This is a genomic window from Geopseudomonas sagittaria, assembly GCF_900115715.1.
GTDB classification, from domain to species: domain Bacteria; phylum Pseudomonadota; class Gammaproteobacteria; order Pseudomonadales; family Pseudomonadaceae; genus Geopseudomonas; species Geopseudomonas sagittaria.
In genome coordinates, this window is sequence record NZ_FOXM01000012.1 from 20,069 (window position 1) to 42,261 (window position 22,193).

Consider the following 22,193-nt stretch of genomic DNA (forward strand, 5'->3'; position numbering starts at 1 on the left):
TGAGGGGGTCTATTATCGTGGAGCGGGTTATAGCGTACAAGTCGAGCGGGCTCGAGCTTGTAATTCCTTTTAGGAATAAAGAGTGCGGATCCGGCTATTTGTGCGACTTGCAGGCTGGCCAGAATCCGTTGCGGCCCATTGCTGCGCGCGCAGGCGCTGAGCGTGCGGCAAGGCAGAAACACAAGACCCCGCCGTGGCGGGGTCTTGTTCAAGGCGCGGCGATCAGTGCACGCGCTGGCCCGGCTTGGCGCCGGCGTCCGGGCTGAGCAGGAAGATTTCCTCGCCGCCCGGACCGGCGGCCAGCACCATGCCCTCGGACATGCCGAACTTCATCTTGCGCGGCGCCAGGTTGGCGACGTACAGGGTCAGGCGGCCTTCCAGCTTGCTCGGGTCCGGGTAGGCGCTCTTGATGCCGGAGAACACGTTGCGCTTGGCGTCGCCGATGTCCAGGGTCAGGCGCAGCAGCTTGTCGGCGCCCTCGACGAACTCGCACTTCTCGATCAGCGCGATGCGCAGGTCCACCGCGGCGAAGGCGTCGAAGTTGATCTCAGGGGCCAGCGGCTCCTTGACCAGCTCGCCATTGCCCGCGGGGGCGGCGGCTTCGGTGGACTGGGCGGCGAGGTCTTCCTTGGAGGCTTCGATCATGGCGTCAATCTTCGCGGGTTCGATACGGGTCATCAGCGGGGTGAACGGGTTCAGCTGGTGGTTGGCCAGGCGCAGCGCATGGTCATCCCAGCTCAGCGGGGCGACGTTGAGGAAGGCCTCGGCGGCGGCGGAGAGGTTCGGCAGCACCGGCTTGAGGAAGATCACCAGCTGGCGGAACAGGTTGACGCCGAAGGCGCAGATTTCCTGCACCTCGGCCTGCTTGCCCTCGACCTTGTTCAGCGCCCACGGCGCCTTGTCGGCGATCCAGGCGTTGGCGCGGTCGGCCAGGGCCATGATCTCGCGCATGGCGCGGCCGAAGTCGCGGTGCTCGTAGGCCTCGGCGATGGCCGGGGAGGCGGCTTGGAAGGCGTCCCACAGCTGCGGCTCGGGGTTGGCGTCGACCATCACCCCGGCGTTGCCCTTGTGAATGAAGCCAGCGCAGCGGCTGGCGATGTTGACCACCTTGCCGACCAGGTCGGAGTTGACCTTCTGCACGAAGTCCTCGAGGTTGAGGTCGAGGTCGTCCACCCCGCGCGACAGCTTGCTGGCGTAGTAGTAGCGCAGGTACTCGGGGTTCAGGTGGTCCAGGTAGGTGCGCGCCTTGATGAAGGTGCCGCGCGACTTGGACATCTTCTGGCCGTTGACGGTCAGGTAGCCGTGCACGTTGACCGCGGTCGGCTTGCGGTAGCCGGCGCCTTCGAGCATCGCCGGCCAGAACAGGGTGTGGAAGTTGACGATGTCCTTGCCGATGAAGTGGTACAGCTCGGCCTTGGAATCCTTGTTCCAGAAGGCGTCGAAGTCCAGCTCCGGGCGGCGCTTACAGAGGTTCTTGAAGCTGGCCATGTAGCCGATCGGCGCATCCAGCCAGACGTAGAAATACTTGCCCGGCTCGTCGGGAATCTCGAAGCCGAAGTAGGGCGCGTCGCGGGAGATGTCCCACTCCTGCAGGCCGCCATCCAGCCATTCGGCGATCTTGTTGGCCACCGCGTCCTGCAGGGCGCCGCTGCGGGTCCACTGCTTGAGCATGGCCTCGAAGTCCGGCAGCTTGAAGAAGAAGTGCTTGGAGTCGCGCAGCACCGGGGTGGCGCCGGAGATCGCCGAGCGCGGGTCCTTCAGCTCGGTCGGCTCGTAGGTGGCCCCGCACTTCTCGCAGTTGTCGCCGTACTGGTCCTCGGCGGCGCACTTCGGGCAGGTGCCCTTGATGAAGCGGTCGGCAAGGAACATGCCCTTGTCCGGGTCGAAGTACTGGGTCACCGAACGGGTGGCGATATGCCCGGCATCGCGCAGCTTCAGGTAGATGGCGGTGGCCAGCTCGCGGTTTTCCTCGGCATGGGTCGAGTGGAAGTTGTCGAAGTCGACCAGGAAGTCGGCGAAATCGCCGCTGTGCTCGGCCTGCACGCCGGCGATCAGCGCCTCCGGAGTGATGCCTTCCTTCTCGGCGCGCAGCATGATCGCCGAGCCGTGGGCGTCGTCGGCGCACACATAGATGCACTGGTTGCCGCGCAGCTTCTGGAAGCGCACCCACATGTCGGTCTGGATGTACTCGAGCATGTGGCCCAGGTGGATGGAGCCGTTGGCGTAGGGCAGGGCGCTGGTGACGAGGATCTGGCGGGCTTCGGACATGATGATCGGCTGCACTGGCAAAACGAGGGAAGTCGGCAACTATATAGCCCCGGGCGGTTTTTTTCATCCGTGGGGCTGGCGCCGGTGGGCGGCCCGCTCAGCCCATCCCTGTAGGAGGCCCGACCTCGGGGCGATGCTCTTGTTCTGCTGGCGGGCCTGCAGCCCGCATCGCCGCGGGGTCGCGCCTCCTACTGGAGCCAGAGCGTTTCTCCACCGCGTCGCTGGTCGGGTAGGATATCCCCCTGTTCCGCTCAACCTTTTCCCGGGAGTCATCCATGAGTGTCGTCACCCGCGCCGCCGTCGAGGCGGTCCTGCGTCAGTACACCGATCCGCATCTCGATCAGGACCCGGTCAGCGCCGGCTGTCTGCGCGACGTCAGCATCGACGGCGGCCGGGTGCGCGTGCGTCTGGAGCTGGGCTACGCCGCCGGGCTGTTCAAGGCCGGTTGGGCCGAGATGCTGAAGAGCGGCCTGGAAAACCTCGCCGGCGTGAGCGCGGCCGAGGTGCAGGTCGACTGCGTGATCCCGGCCCACCCGGTGCCGGCGCAGACCCCGGCGCTGGCCGGGGTGAAGAACGTGATCGCCGTGGCTTCCGGCAAGGGCGGCGTCGGCAAGTCGACCACCGCCGCCAACCTGGCGCTGGCGCTGGCCCGCGAGGGCGCGCGGGTCGGTATCCTCGACGCCGACGTCTACGGTCCCAGCCAGGGCCTGATGCTCGGCATCAAGGACGGCACCCGCCCGCAGATCAAGGACGGCCAGTGGTTCGTGCCACTGCAGGCCCACGGCGTGCAGGTGATGTCGATGGCCTTCCTCGCCGACGAGCGCACGCCGATGGTCTGGCGCGGGCCGATGGCCTCCGGCGCGCTGCTGCAGCTGATCACCCAGAGCGCCTGGGACAACCTCGACTACCTGGTGGTGGACATGCCGCCGGGCACCGGCGACATCCAGCTGACCCTGGCACAGAAGGTGCCGGTGGCCGGCGCGGTGATCGTCACCACCCCGCAGGACCTGGCCCTGCTCGACGCCAGGAAGGGCGTGGAGATGTTCACCAAGGTCAACATCCCGGTGCTTGGCGTGGTGGAGAACATGGCCGTGCACATCTGCTCCAACTGCGGGCATGCCGAGCACCTGTTCGGCGAGGGCGGCGGCGCCAAGCTGGCCGCGCAGTACGGCGTCGAGGTGCTGGCCTCGCTGCCGCTGGCGATGGCCATCCGCGAGCAGGCCGACGGCGGCAAGCCGACCGTGGTCGCCGAGCCGGACGGCCCGCTGGCGCTGCTCTACCAGCAGCTGGCGCGCAAGGTCGGGGCGCGCCTGCTGCGCCAGGCGGCCAACGCCACGGCGATGCCGAGCATCAGCATCAGCGAGGATTGAGGGTTCTGGCGGGCCGCTGGCCCGCATCGCCGCAAGGTCGCGCCTCCTACAGGTAGAGGATGGTTCTGCTTCTTGTGGGAGGCCCGACCTCGGGGCGAAGCAGTTGATCTGGCGGCGTAGCCTCAGCTCAAGTGCGTAGGCTGGACACCGGCGCCGCCGTGTCCGCCGTCAAGGGTGGGAAATCGCTGCGCGAGTTTCCCACCCTGCCCATGGCCGTGCGGCGCCCGGCCCTTTGCCCGCTGCAGGCCAGCCGGTAAGATACGCGCTCGTTTTTCCGCCACATCCCCGTTTTTACCCACCCAGGCAGGACAGTCGCATGAGCATCAAATCGGACAAGTGGATTCGCCGCATGGCCCTCGAGCACGGCATGATCGAGCCCTTTGTCGAGCGCCAGGTGCGCGGTGCGGCTGCCGACCGGGTGATCTCCTACGGGGTGTCCAGCTACGGCTACGACGTGCGCTGCGCCGACGAATTCAAGGTGTTCACCAACATCCACTCGGCCACCGTCGACCCGAAGAACTTCGACGAGAAGAGCTTCGTCGACGTCAAGGGCGACGTGTGCATCATCCCGCCGAACTCCTTCGCCCTGGCGCGTACCGTCGAGTACTTCCGCATCCCGCGCGACGTGCTGACCATTTGCCTCGGCAAGAGCACCTACGCGCGCTGCGGCATCATCGTCAACGTCACCCCGCTCGAGCCGGAGTGGGAAGGCCACGTGACCCTGGAGTTCTCCAATACCACCACCCTGCCGGCGAAGATCTACGCCAACGAGGGCGTGGCGCAGATGCTGTTCCTGCAGTCGGACGAAGCCTGCGAAGTGTCCTACAAGGACCGCGGCGGCAAGTACCAGGGGCAAGTCGGCGTGACCCTGCCCAAGGCGTGATCGCACCGCTGAGCGAATGAAGAAAGCCGGACCTCGACGTCCGGCTTTTTCATGTCTGCGCGAGCCTCACTCGCCGAACGGCCAGGTTTCGTCCTCGCCGAGATGCGGCTCCTGTCGGCCCAGCGCGGTGACGGCGTGGGTTTCCTCCAGCCAGATCCAGGCGTCGAACTGCTCGGCCAGCACGGCCTCGAAGTAGTGGCTCTGGCGCTCGGTTTCCGGGCGGTAGATCACCCCGATGGCGCGCTCCAGCAGGGTCGCGGACAGCGCTTCGCGCAGCTCGGCGCGCGTGTCGCCGCGCCAGTCGGTGAGGGTGGCGGGCAGGCCGACCTGGACGAACACCTGCTCCCAGCTGTCGCTGCGCGAGGGGCGCACCCGCTTGATCTGCGCCGGCTCGTCCCAGTTGCTCGCCGCCACCACCTCTCCGCGGTCGGTGCCCATGCCGATCAGTACCGCTTCGCGCCCCCAGGCGCTGCGGCACAGCTCGCCGATATTGAACTCGCCGGCCCAGCCCATGGCGGTGGCGGCGGCATTGCCGATGTGCGAGTTGTGCGCCCAGACCACCGCCCGGGCCCCGGGGCCGCGATGCTCCAGCAGGCGCTCCAGGGTGTCGAACATGTGCTGGTCGCGCAGGTTCCACGAGGCCGTCGAGCCGTGGTACATGGTCCGGTAGTACTGCTCGGCGGCCTGCACCACGCGGGCGTTCTGGGTGGCGTCGAAGAGGGCTTCGCCGTTGCGGCCGAGGCGCTCCAGGCGTCGTTCGAGCAGTGCGCGCAGTTGCTCGACCACGGCGTCCTCGCAGGACTGCTGGCCGTGCAGGACGTTGCGCCCATACAGGGTGGGGGCGTCCTGCCAGGGCTCCAGGCAGTCGTAGCGCTGCCGCGCGGCCTGGGCGGCCGGCGGATCGGTGCGGTCGAGGTAGGCCAGCACCGCGCCGATCGAGGCGCCGAGGCTGTAGACGTCGAGGCCACGGAATTCGACGCGGCGCTCGGCGGGCAGGCCGCGATTGTAGGCAGTCAGCCACTCGCAGAACCCGGCGACCTCGCGGTTGCGCCACATCCAGGTGGGGAAGCGCTGGAAGGCGTGCTGGTGCCAGGTCGGCGGCTGTTGCCGGCGCACCTGCTGGTCGATCTGCGCCGCGTCCGGCCAGTCCGCTTCGACGGCGACGATGTTGAAGCCGTGTTTTTCGATCAGCCGGCGGGTGATCGCCGCGCGGCTTCGGTAGAACTCGGAGGTGCCGTGGCTGGCCTCGCCGATCAGCACCACGCGGGCGTCGGCGTAGCGGTCGAACAGCGCGGCGAACTCCGCGCTGGCCAGATCCGGCAGGGGTTCGGCGCTACGGCGCAGCAGGGCGATGCTCTCATCGCCGGCGGGTGCGCTGGAATGCTCTTTCATGCGGCCTCCCGATGCGCCGGGGATCGCGGGCGCATCAAGGAAAGCCTAGCCAGTTTTGCGATTCGAGAGGGCTGCCGGGTCGAGATCAGCGCTTGCTTTGCGCCTTCTGCATGCCGGCATCGATGGCCTCGCCCGCGGCACCGCTGCACACGGCGAGGCCGAGGCCTTTCGCCAGGCATTCGAACCTCTTGCGATCCTCGCCCTTGCTGACCAGGCACTTGGGCAGGGTGATGTGGGTCTTGACCCCTTCGAGGTCCTTCAGGGCCTGCTGGTGCTGCTGGCGGTCGATCTGCCCGGCCTTGAGACGCTCCTCGCCGCTGGCGATGAGGTTGGGGATGTCTTCCTCGTGGGTCCATTGCACGGCCTGCCGGCACATCTTGCCCTCCTGGCGAGTCAGCTCCTCTTCGTCTGTGGGGGCTGCGCTGTCGCTGGTCTGGTTTTGCAGCTGGGGCAGGGTGCTGTCGCTCTGGTTGGTCCGGTGCAGCTTCACGGCTTGGTGGTCGGGCTCGGAGCTGGGCGGCTGGGTGCCAAAATGGGGCTGGCCGTTGGCGTCGACCCATTTGTAGATCTGCGCCTGGGCAGGCAGGGCGCAGCTGAGGGCGAGGAGCAGGGCAAGGCGCAGAGCGGGCATGTTGATAGTTCCTTTATCCACAGTTCGGCAACGCCGGCAGGCAGCGGGTCTGCTTGGTGCTTCCCCGCTCGGGCGGAACAGAGAATAAGCATCCGTCGCGGCATTGCCAAGCGGTTCACAGAACGTCGAAGGGTCACCCGCCCACCGTCACCCCCAGCCAGTGCCCGAGTGCATAGGTGACCGCCGCCGCGCCGAGGCCGAAGGCGACCTGGCGCAGGCCCGAGTAGAGCAGGCTGCGGCCGGTGAACAACGTGACCAGCGCGCCGATCAGGAACAGGCCGAAGCTGCTGAACAGCGCGCAGGCGACCACCGCGGCCTGGCCGTCGAGGAACAGGAACGGCAGCACCGGAATCAGCGCGCCGAGGCAGAACACCACGAAGGAGGTGACGGCCGCCAGCCAGGCCGAGCCGCCGAGGTCGTCGGGGTCGATGCCCAGCTCCTCGCGCACCAGGGTGTCCAGCGCGCGGCTCGGGTCGGCCATGATGCCCTCGGCCATGGCCCGCGCCTTGCCCTCCTCGAGGCCCTTGGCGCGGTAGATCAGCACCAGCTCCTCGGCCTCCTCGTCGGGCACCATCGCCAGTTCGTCGCGCTCGGTGGCGATCTGCTGCTGGTACAGCTCGCGGGCGTTCTGCACCGACAGCCATTCGCCCAGCGCCATCGAGCAGGCGCCGGCGAGCAGGCCGGCGAGGCCGGTGAGCAGCAGCGCCTGGGCGGAAAAGGCGGCGCCGGCCACGCCCATCACCAGGCTGAAGTTCGACACCAGGCCGTCGTTGGCGCCGAGTACGGCGGCGCGCAGGGCGTTGCCGCCGCCGGCGCTGTGGCGACCTTCCAGGCTGGCGAACAGGCGGCCGTTCCAGGTATTGCGCCGGCCGCGGGCCAGCTCGCTGAGCAAGCGGGCGTGCGAGCGTTCCTGGCCGGGCATGCCGGTATCGCAGGTTTCCGGCTGCTCGTCGTACTGGCCGCGGTCGATCTGCTCCAGCGAGGCGGCGGCACCGACCACCCAGTCCGGGCCGAGCAGGCGGGCGATGCGGATCAGCAGGCGGGTACGCCAGCTGGGCGCCAACTCCGGAGGCGTCGCGTCGATGTGGCGGAACTGCTCGCGCCAGAAGTCGGCATGGCGCTCCTCGATGCCGGCCAGGCGGCGGTACAGTTCGCCCAGCTCGGGCCGGCTCTCGCACTGGGCGAGGGTGCGGTACAGCGCGGCGCTGTCGATCTCGCCCTGCAGGTTGCGGCGGTAGCGTTCGAGGTGGGCCTCGCGTTCGTTGGGCATGGGGCGGCCTCGGCGATGCGGGAACATCCCTGAAGATTAGCCCGGTTGGGGAGGGCAGGCCGCGTGCCCTGGGATGCGCGCCCAGGCCGGAGCGTGGGCGCGATCAGCGGCGGAGTCAGCGTCCCGGCGTCAGCAGCAGGCGCTGGCTGCCGTAGGCGCGCTCGAGGTTGCGGTCCTGGAACGGGAAGGTCATGTAGCGGCCCTTGAGCCAGGCGTCGATGCCGTCGGCGTAGTGCTTGCTGGCCGGGTTGCCGGACTGGCCGGAGCTGTTGAGCGCCTGCAGCGGTTCGTCCTGGCCGAAGTCGACGACCATGCGCATGGCCGGCACCAGCCAGGTATCGAAGTCCTTGCCCCACAGCCAGGCCGACACGTTGAGGGTGCTGTGGTCGCCACCGGCCGGATAGGGGCCGCGGTCCAGATAGTCCTTGAGGGCGGCCAGACTGGTGCGCTGGCCGGCGCTCATGTACGGCGCCAGGCGGGTGGCGTCGCTGTCCCACTGGTAGCTGTGCAGCTTGCCCCACTGCCAGGCGCTGCGGTTGCTGCCCAGTTGCTCTTCCAGGCGGGCCACGGCGCTGGCCAGGCTGCGGGCGAGGATCGCCGGCTTGTCTTCCTTGTGCGGCGTGCGCACGTCGTCCCAGAACGGGCTGTCGATGCGGCCGAGCAGGTGGTCGGCCTGCGCCGAGTAGCTGAGCTTGGCGATCTCCACCAGGCCCTGCCAGGCCGCGCTGTCTTCCGGGCCCAGTTCGTCGAGGAAGGTCTGTCGCGTGCTTTCCTGCAGGAACATCGCGTACAGCGCGGCGTCGGCCGATTGCGCGCTCAGCCGGCCGTCGAAGGCCAGCAGGCGCTTGAGCGCTTCGCGGGCCTTGTCGCGCTCGCTGGCCGGCAGGGCGTCGATGGCCTGCGCCAGCGGCTGGGCCATGCCGGGATCGCTGAACACCGCCTTGAGCTTGGCGGCGAACGGCGTCTGCTGGTCGTACTGCATGGCGATCATGCTGCGCGCGTCGTGGCGCTGGCTGGCGCCGGCCAGTTCGGCGATGCGCTCGGCGCGCTCGGGATAGAACCACGAATTGGACAGCTGCACGCCGTAGCCGCCCGGCACGCTGCGCTGGTTGGCGGTGCCCAGCCAGCCCTGTGCCGGGTCCTGGTCGTAGGGGTGCAGCATGGTGTCGGCGTAGCCGTCCCAGCCGTACTGGCTGTCCCAGCCGGGCGAGGGCAGCAGACCGCGTCCGCCCTGGCGGTTGGGATAGCGGCCGGTGACCTGCCAGGCGATGTGCTGGGCGTCGGCATACACCATGTTGAGGCCGAGGGCGCGGATGTTGCGCACCGGCTCGTGAGCCTCGTCCACCGACTGCGCGCGCGACAGCTCGAAGAAGGCGTCCAGGCTCTGGTCGGCCTCGAACAGGCCGCTCTTCAGGGCGATGCCGTAGCCGCTGGCCAGGGCGATGGGCTGGCGCGGGTCCTTGCGCTCGCCGAGCACGCTGTTGAGCAGCGGGCCGTTGCGGGTTTCCATGATGGTCTCGCGCAGCGGGCGCTGGCCCTTGACGAAGAAGGTTTCCTGGCGCTCGCGCACCGGCTGCCACTTGCCGTCGGCGAGGTATTCGAGACGGCCGCCCTGGCGGCGTACCTGCTCGAGGAACAGGTCCTGGGTGTCGCCCATGACCATGGTCATGCCCCAGGCCAGCTTGCCGTTGAAGCCGGCGACCACCGCCGGGATACCGGCCACCGAGACGCCGGCGGCCTGGTATTTCGGCGCGCGGATATGCACGAAGCTCCACAGCGAGGGCATCGACAGCGGCAGGTGGGTGTCGTTGGCCAGCAGGCTCTTGCCGCTGCGGCTGCGCTGCGGGGCGATGGCCCAGTTGTTGGAGGCGGCGACGCCGAGCATGTTCAGCGACGCTACCTGGCCGGCGGCGGAACCCAGCGCGGCGAGACCGGGGAGCTGCCCGCCGAGCCTGAGGCCCTTGAGCTTGTCCGCCTCGTCCTGCGCCAGCGGCTCGTCCGGGTAGGTCGGCAGCAGCCAGGCCAGCTGCTCGGCGCCGACCTGCTGCGCCAGCGCCAGGCCGGCGATCTCCTCCTGCAGGTTGACCGACAGGCCGAAGTTGAGCAGGCAGAAGATCAGTGCCGAGTCCTCCGGCTTCCAGTACTCCGGGCGGTAGCCGGAGGCGGCCAGGTCCATCGGCAGCTTGTCGCGATGGCGGAACAGCCAGGCGTTGACGCCACGGGCGTAGACCTCGAAGAACTTGTGCAGGCGCGGCGAGGCGTTCTTGTAGACGATGTTGGCGCTCTGGCGCAGGTTCACCGCGCGCATGAAACGGTCGATCTCCAGCACGCCGGGGCCGGCCATCTCGGCCAGGCGACCCTGGGCCATCAGGCGCAGGCCGACCATCTGGCTGAAGCGGTCGCTGGCGTGCACGTAGCCGAGGGCGAACAGGGCGTCGTGGAAGCTGCGGCTCTCGATCAGCGGCATGCCCAGCGCGTTGCGCCGCACCGACACCGTGTCGGCCAGGCCCTTGAGCGGCTGCACGCCGGAGCTGGGCGGCAGGCTGGCCTGGTAGCGGTTGTCCAGCCAGGTCTGGCAGCCGCTCAGGCCGACCAGCGTGGTCAGCACGGCAGCGCCCGCCAGCGGGGCGAGAGGACGAAACGAACGCAGCGACATGAAGAAGCTCCTGGAGCGGGCAGGCAGGATCAGTTCAGCACAGGGCCGGGGGCCGTGCCGGAAAAGGTCGCTACGTTAGGGCGCGCGCCGGTGCCTGACAAGAGCCGTGCAGTGGGCGGGAGATTGTGGAGATCCGGGTCGGTCACCGGCAGGGCAGCCCGCGGGCGGACGCCATGGGGTCGCCAGCCGGTGCTCTGCGGGAGGCGTGGGGCGTCGAAGCTAGCAGGCGTGGGCGAGCGGCTGCTGCAGGCCTTCGTCGAGCAGCCAGCGGGCGGCCTTGCGGGCGGCGGCTTTGTGCTGCAGCTCGAGCTCGCTGAAGTGTTTCTCGTGCTGGCGCCGTTCCACCGCGGTCAGCGCCTTCCAGCCCGCATGGGTGGGGATGCCGGAGGTGGCGTCGAACAGGGTGTGGAACACCTGGCAGTACTCGTGGCTGCTCAGCGCGATGTCGTAGTTGTCGAGCAGCACCTTGATGCGGATGGCGCCCTCGATCAGCGGCAGCTGCTCGTCGAGCAGGCTGCTGGCGAGGATGCGCAGGTCGGCGCCCAGACGTTGCTGGCGCTCGCTTTCCGCGGCGGCAAAGGCGCGTTGCTGGGCCCAGACCCGCCGCCACAGGTGCAGGGCGTAACCGCCCAGCACCAGCACAGCGAGCAGACCGACCAGCAGTACCACGATGGACAGTGCATTCATGATCGGATCAGGCGCCGTGGCACTTCTTGAACTTCTTGTTGCTGCCGCATGGGCAGGGATCGTTGCGGCCGACTTCCTTCAGCGGGTTGCGCACCGGCTCCTGATGGCCGTGGTTGCAGTGCGGGCCGTGGACGTGGGGTTCGTGGTGATGGTCATGGTCGTGGTTGCAGTCGGGGCCATGCACATGGGCTTGCTGATTCATTACTCACTCCGGAATGAAATCGCCGGGAACAATCTCGCCGCTGCGTGCCAGCTGGACGCGGCGGCCGAACATCAGCCCGGTCTTCACTTCGCCCTCGAGGCGATAGCGAATCGGTTTGTCGGGCTTCTCCAACAGTTTGACGATGTATTTCATGTGCCGCCAGAGGTTGGTGTGCACCGGCACCTCGAATTCCTCATGTCCGTGGGCCGGAACGGTGAACCAGGTAGCGGATTCGCCGCTTGCCAGCTTCACCTCGTTGAGGAAAACGGTGTAAACGAGTCCGCGTATCGGCAGGCTCACGTCGTTGGGGTTGTCGACACGAAAGCGCAGCAGGAACTCCTGTTCCAGCAGGCGCGCACGCACCACCTCGACGTGGGCCAGTTGCACATCGGGATCCTTGAAGCCACCGCCCATCCAGGTGGCGCAGCCTCCGAGGCTGGCGCCGCCGCACAGGAGCAGCAGCAGGCCGAGGTTTCTTATTAGTGGTGCCGGAAAAAACATGCCATGACTCCATCCGATGCCCGAGTGTAACAATCACATATCAGCCTGCAACGTATTGTTGTTGCGGGAATGTTGCAGGAAAAAAACCTGCGCCATACTGCGCAGGAAAAAGGACAGGAGTGTGACGGTTGAGCAATCTTCTTGAAGTGGCCTTCGCCGGTGAGCTGGTTCCCGGTGCCGATGCGGCGCAGGTCAGGGCCAATCTGGCGCGGCTGTTCCAGGCCGATCCGCAGCGTATCGCCGCGCTGTTCTCCGGGCGGCGGATCGTCATCAAGAGCAATCTGGATGCCGAAAGTGCGGAAAAGTATCGCCTGACCCTCGAGCGCGCCGGCGCGCGAGTCGAGGTCAGTCCGGTCGGGCCGGTCGAGGTGGTCGCCCCGGTAGCCGTGGCTCCGGCAGTCGCAGTCCCGCCGCCAGCGGTCGTCGCGCCCGCCGAGCCGGTGACGACGCCCACGCCTCCCGGCGCGTTCGCCGCCCTCAAGGTGGCGCCGCGCGACGAATACATGGCGGCGTTTCGCGATGTCGCCGCGCCGGACTTCGGCCTGGCGCCGGTCGGCGCCGACCTGCAGGACCAGCGCCCTGCACCCGTGGCGCCGGCACTGGACCTGAGTCAGTTGAGCGTGGCGCCGGTGGGCAGCGACATGGGCCAGGCCAAGGCGCCGCCGGCGGCCCCGCCGCCGGATACCTCGTATCTGCAGCTGCTGGACTGAACGGGTTACCCCGCGCAGCTGCGCCTCAGAGCAGGCTCGCGCAGCACTTCTTGAGGTGTTGCAACAGTACACTACTAATTCGTTGAAGCTGCCTCAGCCGGCAGGGAGGGGGAGGGTGCAGGTTGCCTTCCCGCCCACCCCACCCACCAGTGCCGACAGCACGCCATTGCCCAGAGCGCCAGAGAGGTCATCAGGAGCGTTTCCAACCGTAGGGAGCTACCCTTTCCTATCCCAACACACGAACGTTGCACAGAACGCAGCACAGGAGCTTGCAGCGGCTCTTGCACCTGCCGGCCGACAGGCTATACTTCAAATCTCGTCACCTGCTGGGTGAGGGTATTGTTCGCACTGAAAAAAGTGTTGACAAGATCCTGAAGCCCTCATATAATGCACTGGCTCTTCAAGAGCGAAGCGCAGCGAGCGATGGGTTTGATCTTTAAGAGCTTCCTGATACCACTGATCTTCCAGAAGTACACCTTATATATAATATAATTACTCTAATCTAAGATCTTGACTTTGATCTTGATCTTATGGTGTGTAGTAACTACTCAATAGCAATATGCTATTGATATTATATCATTGAAAGATTTAAACTATCTGGTATATGTATTTGTGTTGTTATACCAGATTGATATATCCCTCTAGTGCTCCGCACTACGCCTGTCCCAATGCCATAACTTCGTTATGAGCGTCCCTCGCACAATTCTGGTGCAAACGCCCCTCCCTATAGATATCGAAATTACTGCCACCAACCGTGGTGCGGCTTACGACCCCATCAGCTCGCCACCGCTGGCGACTTGGCAGATTTGTCCGTCTGTTCGTTCGTGCATACCACCAGTTCCAGCCCCCCAGCCATACCAATACAGACGCCCAGGAAGGCCCCAACGAAGCTGCTCCTGCAGCGTTCGCTAGTGCATAGCCACAACCATACCGGGCATATACGTAGAACACTCATGCGCCCTGCTGGATCGCCTGATAACGACCATCAACCAATTGCAGCGACGACACTTCATCACAACTGTTGCCAACGCTGGTAGTGCAACTCGCAAGCGAAGCGCAGCAATTCGCACGCTCGTTCGTGCATATCGTACTCACTCCAATACTAGGGTTTGGATAACGTGGCGGTGTTCGTGTAATAGCTAAATTACCGTTCGTCGGTCAATGCATAAACAACTTGAAATTATATACTGATATGTGGTTACAGCTATTGACATATACCAGTTCCATGTTAATATTATATTGAAGATGAGGAAGTGAAAGTTTAATCAGTCATTCGTTCATTTCCGATCTTCCCTCGCTGTGGGGATGGCGAGGTAAATAGTGGAAGCGGCCCCATCCATGTCGTTCTCGTACAGCTGCCAGTATGTATTTCCACGAAACTGGCATTAATTCCAGAGCATACGATTCCATAGGGGCTCCTCGCCCTGCAGGCAGCGTTTGCCGACGCTGGTTCGCATGTCCGCTAGTACATGTCTGCAATACTAGCCTCGATTTCCTCGTGTTCTCCAACACAAACATTTAGACCAGCTCCGGCTGGTTTCTTTTTGCCTACATTACATCACCACCAATCACACTAATTATCCAGGATACACAGGAGCTATAACTATGTCCCGAAAAGACTTCGCCGCAATCGACGCGGCAATCGACTACACCGCAGACCGCCACAAGTACAGCACCCACAAGACTTGCGTAGTATGCGGCACACCCTTCGAAGCAATCCGCTCAGATGCAGAAGTTTGCAGCCACAAGTGCACACAACGTCGTTACCGCAAACGTTTGCAAGCTCGCCTTGCACTAGAAGCAGCAGCAGCACGAGAGGAGCTCGACAATGCAACCCGCCATTGAAATACAGGCAGCTTGCCTGCCCATTCCTGAAGGCTACTTCTCGGAAGTTGCCATTTGCCAGTGCTGCAAGCAGGCGATGCTTCGTGAACGCATCACCAAACGATATTGCAGCGACAAGTGCAAAGACAGGGCCTATTGGTATCGTCGCAAACTACGCGAACAGGAGATTCCACAAGATGAGTCAGAATAAAATCACGTACACACCGGAAGGTCTGGTAATGGTCGGTGCAGCATACCTGTTGAAAACAGGCTATTGCATCGATATCTGCATGGCAGGCCACCTTGTGAACAGTAACCTGATAGCCCGCACCACTGACAAAGATCTGGATGAAATCATCCAACGTCATGCCGGCATTGAACAACAACTCAACCACACTTGAACATAGCGAGAGAATATTATGCAAACTAACAACAGCTTCACCTTCGATCCAAAACAGCTGGAAAAACTCATCGCTCACCGCGCATCTTGGTATGCCGCCCAGGAAGATACACACAATACCAAAGGCGCATTGGTGAACATCTCCGAACCTTACCCCATGCTCGCATTGAAACGAGTGGTGGAGCTAACCAAGGCCGGTTATGAGCTGGCAGAAGATGCCCCATGCAATATCACTGGTGCATGGAGTTCAGTATATCTGCTTAAGCCCGCTGAAATGCAACAAGCCGAGATCGAAGAGATCAAGCGTAATGCCGAGATTGAATACCGTGCAAACCTTGAATCTGAGAAAGCCCGATACATCGAAGAACAGGCAGTGCGAATGCTCGCTGAGAAGAAAGCTCAAGCTGAGTTGAAACAAGCCGCACTCGATGCCAAAGCCCTTGAGCAGCTGAAGCGTGATTTGGCAGCACAGGTTGGTGGTGTATGAGTCGCCCTAGATTGAATCTGGTGTGCAAACACTGCAAGCAGCACTTCACGCACTATCGTCGTCAAGATTTCTGCTGCCCAGACTGCCGCATAGCTGAGCGAGACGGTAAGTAAGAACACCTGAAAGCCCCGTCCCATGGGGTAGAACTAAAAGTGTCCCGATTCTCAGAATGTAACGCCCCTCAAGATTGAACCATCCAGTTCTGTGTCATCACGTGGGGCACAAGCCCCTTATATCCATACCGAGGATTATCCAAATGAAAACTTGCTTCTGCAAGAACTGCGATGCCGTGTATATGGCAACTAAGGTGCGGCCCTTCTGCAGTGCAGCCTGTCGCTTTGCCTACGGGGTGAAACATCCCCGTTCAACAACATCCACATCAACACCAACAACATCACCAGCTAACCTTGATGGAGCATCACATGCAAACACAACCACAGAACACCAAAGCCTGTAAGCACTGCAACCAGCAGTTCACATATAAGAGCGCCAAAGCTCAGTTCTGTTCCGAGGCGCACAAGAAAGCGTTCTCAAGAGCGAGAACAGCCACCCTCGATAAGAAACGTAAGTACAGATTCGCAACTTCTGCATTCACATTCTTCCTAGCCAGTGCCGCCAAGCGTAGTGGAACAGTTGAAGTAATCCCGAATACGCTTGATGAGCTGGTGAAGCTGCACGCTGTTTACAAATATTCGCTAGCTGCCAATGGTTACGGTGAAGACGACCAATTCAGTTTGTGCCACATCTTCCCGATTCAACACCCATTCTTCATCGGCACAATGCACGCTGATAACCTCGTCATCAGTTACCGGAATCTAAACGCCAAGCATGGGGCTAGTGTTGTTAACGCTAGCTCTGGTCACAAGATTGGCCGCATGACCCTCAATCCCAAGTGGGCAGTGTCTAGCGACACAAGTTCCAAGCTGGTTATTCAGAAGATCATTGATTACCTTGGTGCAGACTTCACTGCAACAATCGCCGTAAAACTCAAGCTACAGCCAACCACTCGTCAAGCTGTTATTGATTGGCTAACAGCCTGCACTGATCCCCGCGTCCCCTCCCTCGAAGTTATGCACGATCCCAACACAACCACAGTATCACTTACCAAACTCAAGTCAGAGATTAGCGGTAAGAGTGCTGGTGGATATCTGCCTGAAGCAGATTCGGCTGTTGAAGTGTTCATGCACGAATTGAAGCGCCTGTCAGCCTCTCGCCCATCACTGTGCAGAGTGGTCGAGCTTTGGGAATCAGTGATGCCATACATTAACCCACTATTCATTGATGTGTATTGGAGCAATCCTCGAAAGGGTGGCACGAAGGAAGAGTATGCAGACGCCTTGTCTATAGTCGCACCACTTCAGGAGGCTCAGTTCCAGCTGCTACATGGTGGGTCAGTTGGAGAGTTCCTAACCGTGCTGGACACCTTCCTTGCACAAGCCGACAGCGCCAGCAATCCCGCTGAAACCCGCGCCACATCTACTGCTACTAAAGTTGTCCCGATTCTTGAGACTGATATTCCTGCCGAGATTGAACAGTCTAGTAGCGTGTTACAGCCCTGCAATGTAGCTGATTGGGTCAAGGAACTTGACGCAGAATACGAAGCCTTCATGCGGGGCATGCCGGTATACAGCCCGCAGGCGTTGCCGTCACTTGGCTGGTCTGCAGCTCATCTGCACATGGAATCCCATGTGTAGATAAGTGAGTGATTCATGCTTCCTGCCTAAATACAACCTCCCTCATTTCTGCCCAATTGGTTTAGCAAAACCGATCCTAGAGCACTCTTTTTTTAAAATGTTCCAGATGTGCAAGATGTAGCCCGCCCAGCTTGCAGCAGCATGCCAATGCAAGCCCCCAACCCCAGATGAAGCCCAGTTGCCGACAAACGGCATGCGCAGGGAGTCTCCTCAAGCACATAACAATGCTTGAACGTTCGTTCCAGCCTATGTACAATGGCGCCAAGCGTTGTTAAAGGGGCATTCCCCAGAGGGTCATCATGGAAGTTGTTGCTTACTACCGAGTATCCACAAAGCGTCAGGGAGAGAGTGGCCTAGGTCTGGAAGCTCAACGGGAGTACGTCTCCACTGCTGCTGCTCAACATGGTTGGGTGGTGGTGGCTGAATACACTGATGTGAACGTGTCCGGCTCTGTCCATCCTCTGGAGCGTGCTGAAGCTGCCAAAGCATTCACCCACGGTGTTCCTGTGGTAGTGGCGAAGCTGGACCGCCTCAGCCGTGACGTTGAACACATCGCCGGTCTGATGAAGCGTGCTGATTTCAAAGTGGCCACCATGCCAACAGCCAGAACCCTGGAACTGCACTTGTACGCAATGCTTGCCCAGCAGGAACGAGAGTTCATTAGCCAACGTACCAAGGAAGCCTTGAACAGCCTTGCCAAGCGTGCAGAAGCTGGGGACGTAGTAGCCCAGGGTAAGGTTGCCAATCGTGCTGAGTCGCTGGCCAAGGGTCGCACAAAGGCCAATCAGGAGAAGGGTGGTAATGCCACTAAAGCAAAGGCCACTTCGTTTGCCGAGAGCATCCGAGATACTGTAGAACTGTGCGTTCTTCGTGGTACACATACCCTGCAAGGGGTAGCTGATTGCCTGAATGCCAAGGGCGTCACCACTAGTCGTGGTGGTAAGTGGTCCCCCATGCAAGCCAGTCGTGTGATGAAATCTCTTGGGCTGACGTTCTCCTGATTTTCTCACACGAAAGATGTCCCTGTATCCACCGGAGTATAGGTAATGAAGTTTGTTATAGTGACAGCAGTCGCACTTTTTGCTACAACTGCGCAGGCTGAACTCGAAACAACTAAAAAGCTTGATGCTGCATATGCTATGTTCAGGTGTGCAGAGTTGTCAGAAGCTGGTGGCATAAATGAAAAATATTTATCTTCACGTATTGCTCTCAGAAAAAGAGCATTTGATTTGGCATTTAAAGCCAACCTTGGCGACTCCTCTACGAAGTCGAGGGATGAAGGTGATTGGCCTCTAGAGGTCGATGCGGCTTACTGGACGGGGTGGCTTGCTGGACAAGCAAATGCAGAAGTAACAAGGCAGTTCGGAGACCTGCCTTACGCTGAAGTTACTGCTAGATCTAATGGTCTTGATAGCCGCAAGTACAAATCCAAAATTAAACGTGCGCTCGATGCATACAAGAAGGAAAGTTGTGAAGCTTTATCTGAGCTGGAGTGAAATATGGCGAACACTGCAACGGCCCAGATATTTGGCTGAATATCGGCATCTGCATGTGCCCCTGCCGGCCCTGCTTAACGGCTCGGAGAGAGCGACAGATATATTTTTCGCAGGAATAACAAAAGCCCCAACGAAGGGGCGTTATTTCTGGCGGCGGGGCAGGGTTACTAGTAATTCAGAATTCTTCTGGTGCGTATTGCAGCCTCTCGGCGTCCTCCTCGTTCATTTCGCCCTGCATCACCATTACATCAGCAAACTGTGCATTCGTAGTGTCCACGGCAACATCAGCACCAACATGCTCAACGTAGAACAGCGTTACGTGCAGTCGTCCTGTTGCATCAACAATCTGGTAGCGTTCATCACTCCTGCCGCGCTTCTCCACCATAACCTTGATGTGCAGACGCTTCAGAAGGTTGTTGGCTGCACTACGTCCCCCGTAGCTCACTAGATCAAGTTTACGGAAGAAGTCTTCCTTGCTCACCACAACATCAGCGGCACGTGTTGCAATAAGCTTATTCTGCTCGTTCTCCAGCTGCTCCATTTCGGCTTCCATCTCGGCTAGACGCCTAGCACTAGCCCTGCTGGGAAACTCTTCGTGCAGCTCGTTCGTAATCGAATACTTCGCCTTCAGCTCAACGAGCCTGCCGTCAAGTATGGAGAGCTGCTTTGTCAGGCTGTTGGCGTTCCCCTGTACAAGTGACAGCGAATCAACTTTACTCAGAATTTCCTTGAAGATAGCCTCAGCACGACCATTACCAACACGACCACTAGCGCAGGTTCCCTTAGTTTGGTTAGTGCAACGGTAGTAGCGTTTGCCGTGTTGCCCCATGATATGCATGGCACCCCCACAACGGCAGAAGAGCACGCCAGCCCACACGTTGAAATCTTTCGAAGTCTTGGTTACTGGTGCTACGCCTTCCCCACCATTTCTGGAAGATCTGGCAGCTTGTGCAAGCCACCAAGTTTCCTCACTCACGACAGCCGGAAAGTAGTTGGTGATTGGATCGCCTTGGGGCACACGCTTACCATCAACAAACTGGTGTGGCTGATACTCTCCGAGCACGGCTCTGGATTCCAACATGTGCCGAATGGTTGACGCTGCCCACAGTCCGGTACTGTTCACCCGCTGTGCGGTGAAGGTAAGTATTCCCTGTTGGTTAAGTGTTGCAGCTATCGCCCTGCTGCCATATCCGGTAGTGCTCAGTTCAAACACTTGTCGTACAACATCAGCTCGCTCTGAAATGATGTTGTAAACATCTCCCTCCAGCACCAGCCAGTGTGGGCACAGCTTGCCAATCGGCTTCCCTGCACGTGCCTGAGTCTGCTTGTTACGCCACGCTGCCGAGACACGTTTACCCTTGGTGGCACTCTCCTCATGTGCACGAGCCATGTACGCAATGGACAGCATCAGCGAACCAGAGTCATCCCCCGGCCTGTACTCCCGCTTGTCGTTCAGCGTAACGACGGTGATGCCCTTGGCCAGCAGATCCAGAAATTGTCGGAGGGCTGCATGCACGTGATCTCTCGACAACCTGTCCAGCGACTCAACGAGCAATGTACTGCCGCTGGGGATGCTCCCGTCCTCAACGTAACTCAGGAATCGCGCTAACTCTCCAGTGTCATCAAGGTGTTGGCCCTTGTACGCGCTACGCCCGGCATCGAAGAACAGGTATTCGTTGCTGTCGGCCAGCTCAAGCCCGTTCTGCTCGCAATACGTCTGTGCAAGCTCCACCTGTCGCCGGTAGGAATCACCGCCCGCCTGCTTGGCAGAGCTGAACCGAATGTACGAATACGCCTTCACCGCTTACACCCCCGTTACCTGTTCGTCAGGAGTGTATTGTGACAGCATTTCTTGAACTTCTGCCCGCTGCCGCACGGGCAGGGGTCGTTGCGCCCGGCCTTGAGCGTCACGGTCGGGTCGACGAAGTACCAGCGGCCATCCACCCGCACGAAATCCGAACGCTCGCGATGGGCCTGCTCGCCGGCCGTATCCAGCCAGCGCGCGGTGAAGGTCACCTGGGCACGCTCCGGTGTGCCACCGAGCGGACGGTGTTCTTCCACCGTGAGGCCCAGCCAGCGGCTGTGCGCACTCCAGGCGGCCATGGCCTCGCGTTCCAGCGCCGCCTGCTGGGCCGGCAGGGTGGTGGCCACCAGGTAGTCGATCAGGCCGAGCACGTAGGCGCTGTAGCGCGAGCGCATCAGCGCCTCGGCGCTCTCCGGCAGGGCGCCGGCATGGTAGCGCCCGCAGCAGTCGGCCAGGGGCAGGGAGCTGCCGCAAGGGCAGGGAGAGAGGGTCATCTGGGTTGTCGCTACAGTCAAAAAAGAGGCGCTAGCCTAGCCGCAACGCGACAGGCTGCGCCAGCTGGCACATCCGTGACGCTCCGTCTTTACTTCTAGCATCGGCAATTAAGGACCGATGCCAAGGAGAACTGCAGCATGGGAAATATATTCGCGAAAGCGGCGCTACCCCTTGTCCTGGTCAGTGGGGTGCTCACGGGTTGCGCCTCCACCAGCAGTACCGGCGATGCTCCGCTCAACCAGAAGAACTGGCCTTGGTGCAGCCTGATCGGCGGTCTGGCCGGCGGTGGTCTGGGCGCCATCGAAAGCTCGGCCTGGGCCGGCGGTGGCGCGGCGGCCGGCGCGGTCATCGGCGGCCTGCTCTGCTATGCCCAGGATGGCGACCAGGATGAGGATGGCGTGCATGATCGCCGCGACCGCTGCCCGGATACCCCGAAGGGCACCGAGGTACGCCACAACGGCTGTCCGCTGCCGCAGTATCCCGAGGCCGCACCGGCACCGGCGGCCGCTCCGCCGCAGGATGAAGTCATCGTCCTCAGCGATCTGGGCGACGTGCTGTTCGCCTTCGACTCCGCCAAGCTGACCCCGGCCGCCGAAGCCACCCTGGACAGCGTGGTGGAGAAACTTCGCGGCGCCGATGTGCTCGCCATCAGGGTGGACGGACATACCGACAGCGTCGGCAGCGATGCCTACAACCAGAGCCTCTCGGAGCGCCGCGCGGCCAGCGTGGTGGATTATCTGATCAGCCAGGGCGTAGCGGCGCAGAAGCTGAGCTCGCACGGCTTCGGCGAGAGCAAGCCGCTGGAGGACAACGGCACCGACGCCGGGCGGGCGCAGAACCGCCGGGTGGAAATCCACGTTGATCGCTGATGACAGCTCCCATCAAGGCATGACGGCGAGGGGCCATTCGGCCCCTCGCTGCTTCAGTACATCGGCCTGTGCTTGGCAGCGGCGGGCGCTTGCCGTTAAGGTGCGCGCTGATTCCTCGCGGGTACCTCGATGAAATTGCTGACGACCCTGGGCCGGCTGCTGGCCGTGCCGTTCTGGCTGGCGGTGCTGGGCAACCTGATCGCGCCTTTCGCCGCACCCTTCGCGTTGCTGCTCAATCTGGCCGGTGCCGGCGTGCTGCTGCTGCATGTGTTGCAGCTCGGCCTGTGCCATGGCCGGCTCGTGGCCAGCCCCCGCCCGACCCGCGACCGCCTACTGCTGTTGCTGTTCGGCGCCTTCTACCTGGACGCCCTGCCGTCGGCCGAGGCGGTGGGCGAGGAGTTGCTGCAGGCGACCCGCGAGCCGGACGCCACCGTTGCCGAGATACCGCTCGCCGCTGCGCGTACGCCGGTTGCCGAGTGCGACGCCGCCTGAGCCGGCGTCGACCTTTCGGGCGATCCGTTCTGCAGCGCCGGGGCCGGCGCGCTATCATGGCC

At 62.3% G+C, this 22,193-nt stretch carries 22 protein-coding genes; 12 read left to right on the forward strand and 10 right to left on the reverse strand.

The window, feature by feature from the left end; all coding sequences use genetic code 11:
- Positions 1 to 222 precede the first annotated feature (222 nt).
- Positions 223 to 2,268, reverse strand: a complete 2,046-nt coding sequence (gene metG, locus BM297_RS14635) for a methionine--tRNA ligase (RefSeq protein WP_092432791.1) — start codon at positions 2,266 to 2,268, stop codon at positions 223 to 225.
- A 275-nt stretch (positions 2,269 to 2,543) separates the two neighbouring features.
- On the opposite strand from metG, the gene apbC reads away from it, so the two are divergent.
- Both apbC and dcd read left to right on the forward strand, forming a co-directional pair.
- Entirely contained in the window at positions 2,544 to 3,638 is a 1,095-nt protein-coding gene (gene apbC / locus BM297_RS14640; RefSeq protein ID WP_092432792.1) for an iron-sulfur cluster carrier protein ApbC, read from the forward strand.
- Between the two features lie 316 nt (positions 3,639 to 3,954).
- On the forward strand, positions 3,955 to 4,521 hold the full coding sequence (gene dcd / locus BM297_RS14645; RefSeq protein WP_092432793.1) for a dCTP deaminase: 567 nt from the start codon (positions 3,955 to 3,957) through the stop codon (positions 4,519 to 4,521).
- Between the two features lie 66 nt (positions 4,522 to 4,587).
- Here the strand turns inward: dcd and BM297_RS14650 are convergent, their stop codons facing one another.
- From BM297_RS14650 to BM297_RS14680, 7 genes are all read right to left on the reverse strand, one after another.
- Positions 4,588 to 5,913, reverse strand: a complete 1,326-nt coding sequence (locus BM297_RS14650; protein WP_175526660.1) for an erythromycin esterase family protein — start codon at positions 5,911 to 5,913, stop codon at positions 4,588 to 4,590.
- Positions 5,914 to 5,998: 85 nt separating this feature from the next.
- Positions 5,999 to 6,544, reverse strand: coding sequence for a DUF4124 domain-containing protein (locus BM297_RS14655; RefSeq protein WP_092432794.1), 546 nt, complete (start codon positions 6,542 to 6,544; stop codon positions 5,999 to 6,001).
- 133 nt (positions 6,545 to 6,677) lie between these two features.
- Complete coding sequence (locus tag BM297_RS14660; RefSeq protein WP_092432795.1) at positions 6,678 to 7,814, reverse strand: VIT1/CCC1 transporter family protein; 1,137 nt, start codon at positions 7,812 to 7,814, stop codon at positions 6,678 to 6,680.
- Between the two features lie 115 nt (positions 7,815 to 7,929).
- Positions 7,930 to 10,470, reverse strand: a complete 2,541-nt coding sequence (locus BM297_RS14665; protein WP_092432796.1) for a penicillin acylase family protein — start codon at positions 10,468 to 10,470, stop codon at positions 7,930 to 7,932.
- A gap of 219 nt (positions 10,471 to 10,689) precedes the next feature.
- Positions 10,690 to 11,157, reverse strand: coding sequence for a DUF2489 domain-containing protein (locus tag BM297_RS14670; protein ID WP_092432801.1), 468 nt, complete (start codon positions 11,155 to 11,157; stop codon positions 10,690 to 10,692).
- A gap of 7 nt (positions 11,158 to 11,164) precedes the next feature.
- Positions 11,165 to 11,359 (reverse strand): SEC-C metal-binding domain-containing protein, encoded by a 195-nt coding sequence (locus tag BM297_RS14675; protein ID WP_092432805.1) that lies wholly within the window; start codon positions 11,357 to 11,359, stop codon positions 11,165 to 11,167.
- 3 nt (positions 11,360 to 11,362) lie between these two features.
- Positions 11,363 to 11,860 carry an LEA/WHy family protein gene (locus BM297_RS14680; protein ID WP_092432809.1) on the reverse strand — a complete coding sequence of 166 codons (498 nt, stop codon included), beginning with the start codon at positions 11,858 to 11,860 and terminating at the stop codon, positions 11,363 to 11,365.
- Positions 11,861 to 11,988: 128 nt separating this feature from the next.
- On the opposite strand from BM297_RS14680, the gene BM297_RS14685 reads away from it, so the two are divergent.
- From BM297_RS14685 to BM297_RS21615, 8 genes are all read left to right on the forward strand, one after another.
- Entirely contained in the window at positions 11,989 to 12,570 is a 582-nt protein-coding gene (locus BM297_RS14685; protein WP_092432812.1) for a hypothetical protein, read from the forward strand.
- A gap of 1,605 nt (positions 12,571 to 14,175) precedes the next feature.
- The gene (locus BM297_RS14690) at positions 14,176 to 14,415 is read left to right on the forward strand and encodes a DUF2116 family Zn-ribbon domain-containing protein (RefSeq protein ID WP_092432814.1); all 240 of its coding nucleotides are present in this window, start codon (positions 14,176 to 14,178) and stop codon (positions 14,413 to 14,415) included.
- Positions 14,399 to 14,605 carry a hypothetical protein gene (locus tag BM297_RS21595; RefSeq protein WP_139231063.1) on the forward strand — a complete coding sequence of 69 codons (207 nt, stop codon included), beginning with the start codon at positions 14,399 to 14,401 and terminating at the stop codon, positions 14,603 to 14,605. Before BM297_RS14690 ends, BM297_RS21595 begins: the two co-directional genes overlap by 17 nt.
- On the forward strand, positions 14,592 to 14,795 hold the full coding sequence (locus tag BM297_RS21600; protein ID WP_139231064.1) for a hypothetical protein: 204 nt from the start codon (positions 14,592 to 14,594) through the stop codon (positions 14,793 to 14,795). The genes BM297_RS21595 and BM297_RS21600 overlap by 14 nt, the downstream gene beginning before the upstream one ends.
- An 18-nt stretch (positions 14,796 to 14,813) precedes the next feature.
- A complete protein-coding gene (locus tag BM297_RS21605; protein ID WP_139231065.1) occupies positions 14,814 to 15,281 on the forward strand; it encodes a hypothetical protein in 468 nt (155 codons plus the stop codon).
- A gap of 422 nt (positions 15,282 to 15,703) precedes the next feature.
- Positions 15,704 to 16,975: a hypothetical protein gene (locus tag BM297_RS21610; protein WP_139231066.1), complete on the forward strand. Its 1,272-nt coding sequence runs from the start codon at positions 15,704 to 15,706 to the stop codon at positions 16,973 to 16,975.
- A gap of 299 nt (positions 16,976 to 17,274) precedes the next feature.
- Complete coding sequence (locus BM297_RS14695) at positions 17,275 to 17,976, forward strand: recombinase family protein (RefSeq protein ID WP_092432815.1); 702 nt, start codon at positions 17,275 to 17,277, stop codon at positions 17,974 to 17,976.
- A 45-nt stretch (positions 17,977 to 18,021) separates the two neighbouring features.
- Entirely contained in the window at positions 18,022 to 18,471 is a 450-nt protein-coding gene (locus tag BM297_RS21615; protein ID WP_139231067.1) for a hypothetical protein, read from the forward strand.
- A 175-nt stretch (positions 18,472 to 18,646) separates the two neighbouring features.
- On the opposite strand, the gene BM297_RS14700 is transcribed toward BM297_RS21615, so the two are convergent.
- Together BM297_RS14700 and BM297_RS14705 are read right to left on the reverse strand one after the other, a co-directional pair.
- On the reverse strand, positions 18,647 to 20,272 hold the full coding sequence (locus BM297_RS14700; RefSeq protein ID WP_092432817.1) for a recombinase family protein: 1,626 nt from the start codon (positions 20,270 to 20,272) through the stop codon (positions 18,647 to 18,649).
- Positions 20,273 to 20,286: 14 nt separating this feature from the next.
- The gene (locus tag BM297_RS14705) at positions 20,287 to 20,769 is read right to left on the reverse strand and encodes a YchJ family protein (RefSeq protein WP_092432818.1); all 483 of its coding nucleotides are present in this window, start codon (positions 20,767 to 20,769) and stop codon (positions 20,287 to 20,289) included.
- 138 nt (positions 20,770 to 20,907) lie between these two features.
- Here BM297_RS14705 and BM297_RS14710 point away from each other — a divergent pair, with 138 nt between their 5' ends.
- Together BM297_RS14710 and BM297_RS14715 are read left to right on the forward strand one after the other, a co-directional pair.
- On the forward strand, positions 20,908 to 21,639 hold the full coding sequence (locus BM297_RS14710) for a PA1041 family peptidoglycan-binding anchor lipoprotein (RefSeq protein WP_092432819.1): 732 nt from the start codon (positions 20,908 to 20,910) through the stop codon (positions 21,637 to 21,639).
- Between the two features lie 129 nt (positions 21,640 to 21,768).
- Positions 21,769 to 22,131: a DUF1145 domain-containing protein gene (locus BM297_RS14715; protein WP_092432822.1), complete on the forward strand. Its 363-nt coding sequence runs from the start codon at positions 21,769 to 21,771 to the stop codon at positions 22,129 to 22,131.
- Positions 22,132 to 22,193: the final 62 nt, after the last annotated feature.

Excerpts from the sequence above, each read along its gene's own strand:
- BM297_RS21615 (WP_139231067.1), top strand. The coding sequence starts at position 18,022 with ATGAAGTTTGTTATAGTGACAGCAGTCGCACTTTTTGCTACAACTGCG.
- BM297_RS14715 (WP_092432822.1), top strand. The coding sequence starts at position 21,769 with ATGAAATTGCTGACGACCCTGGGCCGGCTGCTGGCCGTGCCGTTCTGG.
- BM297_RS14695 (WP_092432815.1), top strand. The coding sequence starts at position 17,275 with ATGGAAGTTGTTGCTTACTACCGAGTATCCACAAAGCGTCAGGGAGAG.
- BM297_RS21595 (WP_139231063.1), top strand. The coding sequence starts at position 14,399 with ATGCAACCCGCCATTGAAATACAGGCAGCTTGCCTGCCCATTCCTGAA.
- BM297_RS14655 (WP_092432794.1), bottom strand. The coding sequence starts at position 6,544 with ATGCCCGCTCTGCGCCTTGCCCTGCTCCTCGCCCTCAGCTGCGCCCTG.
- dcd (WP_092432793.1), top strand. The coding sequence starts at position 3,955 with ATGAGCATCAAATCGGACAAGTGGATTCGCCGCATGGCCCTCGAGCAC.
- BM297_RS14675 (WP_092432805.1), bottom strand. The coding sequence starts at position 11,359 with ATGAATCAGCAAGCCCATGTGCATGGCCCCGACTGCAACCACGACCAT.
- apbC (WP_092432792.1), top strand. The coding sequence starts at position 2,544 with ATGAGTGTCGTCACCCGCGCCGCCGTCGAGGCGGTCCTGCGTCAGTAC.
- BM297_RS14710 (WP_092432819.1), top strand. The coding sequence starts at position 20,908 with ATGGGAAATATATTCGCGAAAGCGGCGCTACCCCTTGTCCTGGTCAGT.
- BM297_RS21600 (WP_139231064.1), top strand. The coding sequence starts at position 14,592 with ATGAGTCAGAATAAAATCACGTACACACCGGAAGGTCTGGTAATGGTC.
- metG (WP_092432791.1), bottom strand. The coding sequence starts at position 2,268 with ATGTCCGAAGCCCGCCAGATCCTCGTCACCAGCGCCCTGCCCTACGCC.
- BM297_RS14680 (WP_092432809.1), bottom strand. The coding sequence starts at position 11,860 with ATGTTTTTTCCGGCACCACTAATAAGAAACCTCGGCCTGCTGCTGCTC.
- BM297_RS21605 (WP_139231065.1), top strand. The coding sequence starts at position 14,814 with ATGCAAACTAACAACAGCTTCACCTTCGATCCAAAACAGCTGGAAAAA.
- BM297_RS14705 (WP_092432818.1), bottom strand. The coding sequence starts at position 20,769 with ATGACCCTCTCTCCCTGCCCTTGCGGCAGCTCCCTGCCCCTGGCCGAC.
- BM297_RS21610 (WP_139231066.1), top strand. The coding sequence starts at position 15,704 with ATGCAAACACAACCACAGAACACCAAAGCCTGTAAGCACTGCAACCAG.
- BM297_RS14650 (WP_175526660.1), bottom strand. The coding sequence starts at position 5,913 with ATGAAAGAGCATTCCAGCGCACCCGCCGGCGATGAGAGCATCGCCCTG.
- BM297_RS14660 (WP_092432795.1), bottom strand. The coding sequence starts at position 7,814 with ATGCCCAACGAACGCGAGGCCCACCTCGAACGCTACCGCCGCAACCTG.
- BM297_RS14690 (WP_092432814.1), top strand. The coding sequence starts at position 14,176 with ATGTCCCGAAAAGACTTCGCCGCAATCGACGCGGCAATCGACTACACC.
- BM297_RS14670 (WP_092432801.1), bottom strand. The coding sequence starts at position 11,157 with ATGAATGCACTGTCCATCGTGGTACTGCTGGTCGGTCTGCTCGCTGTG.
- BM297_RS14665 (WP_092432796.1), bottom strand. The coding sequence starts at position 10,470 with ATGTCGCTGCGTTCGTTTCGTCCTCTCGCCCCGCTGGCGGGCGCTGCC.